The 1,570-nt window shown below is 65.3% G+C and carries 1 protein-coding gene; it reads left to right on the top strand.

Annotated elements, in window-relative coordinates; genetic code table 11:
* Positions 1-1,100: transposase (locus AABM41_09870; GenBank protein ID MEK6192600.1), on the top strand; the 1,100-nt coding region annotated here is incomplete at its 5' end.
* Between the last annotated feature and the right edge of the window lie 470 nt (positions 1,101-1,570).

Below are 1,570 nucleotides of genomic sequence, written 5' to 3'. Positions count from 1 at the left end.
TCGCCCTGCGGGAACTGGTCCGCGGCCGCCGCCGCATGGTCTTCTCCCTAACGGCAGTGAAAAATCAAATTCATGCCCTCACAGACCGGCTCTTCCCCGGATTTCTGGATGAGAAAAAAAGCGGTATCATTGCTTTCAGTGAAGCTTCCCTGGCGCTGATGGAGGCGGCCTTCAGCGCGCCCGCGGTGGCGCGCAGGAAGCCTGCCGCCCTCGCGACACTGCTGTGCCGCGGCGGATGCGGTGAAACAAAAGCGCGGGAAAAAGCGGCACAGCTCCAGGAGTGCGCGCGCAGCGCTCTCGCTCCGGAGCCCAGTCAGGTGGCCGCGATGCAGGAGTCTCTGGGCAGCAGCGTGCGGCTTCTGCGCTGCACCATGGACGTCATAGAGAACCTGACAGCCGCCATGGCGGAGGAACTCTCCCGACTGCCGGCAGCCTTCTTCACCACCCTCCCAGGAGTAGGCGTGGTGCTCGCTTCCGCTCTGGCGGCGGAACTCGGAGCCCACCTGCACACCGCCTCCTTTGGCCGCCAGTGCGCCTATGCCGGCATTGTGCCCCGCACCTCGCAGACCGGCGGTCCCGGCCAGCCAGCCACGCAGGGCGCGGCGCCACGCCAATGTAACCGCATTCTCAAAGACTACCTCGTGCAGGCTGCCAGCAAACAGCAGCAATGGGGCCCGCCGGAATTCAAAGCCGCCTACGCCCAGCTCCAAAGCCGCGGCCAGCACGCCGATTACATCATCGCCCGGCGGGTGCTGCGCACGCTGCGCGCCCTCCATCGCCAGCACGGCCCGTGGCTGCCGCCCGCCCTGCGCGATGAAAACTATACAAAGACCAAAGCCGGTCGCGCCGCCCGGAGCGCTTATTACCATGATCTGCTAGTCAAACTCACCGGCAAATGGCGCCGCGGTCCGCGCTGGACGCAATATTTTGGAGCCGACCGCGTGCTCGGCAGCAGCCTGCGCACAGCCAACAGCCTCTGCGGCTTCGGACTGCGCTTCCCTGAGCGCAGTGCCGCCGCGCCTTCAAAGCCTGCGACGTCCGCCGGCTCCTCATTTTCCTCCACCTGCGACCCTGACACTGCGGATGATGAACCGGGGTAACATTTGAGGAACGGGGCGGGCCGGCGCCGGGCACTTCTTATGCCCGGCGCATGGCCCCAGCCGCATGGCTCATCTTCTCCCAGCGCGCTCTTCGGGACGACGCTTCGGGTCAGTAAGCCAACGGCGGGAACCGCCCCGCTCCTCTATGTCCGCTATTAGCCGGACACATGCATTGGTGCAAGAGACTCCAGCCGCCCGCCGCGGGTCACCGCGCTCCAGAGCAGGCTTCGTAACTAGATCCCAAGTAGGAAAGAGTTCCTGCGACTCCGCCGGCTCCGCCGCGCGGCAGATCGGGACTCTATTGGCGGCCCGCCCAGCCAGCGGCCCCGTTTCTCAAACGCACCCCGCCTCTCCGCAGTCCCGCGACCAGGCCTTGCCCCGCGACTAACAAACGGCACGGCCCGCACTCCCCCATGCCCGCAAAACAAAATCTTAGAAAAATACCTTGATCATTCTGAGACTACTGACCC

This window comes from Chloroflexota bacterium, from assembly GCA_038040195.1.
GTDB lineage: Bacteria > Chloroflexota > Limnocylindria > QHBO01 > QHBO01 > DASTEQ01.
Note: the sequence above shows the minus strand (reverse complement) of the source record. Positions and strands in the feature narration are given on the sequence as shown.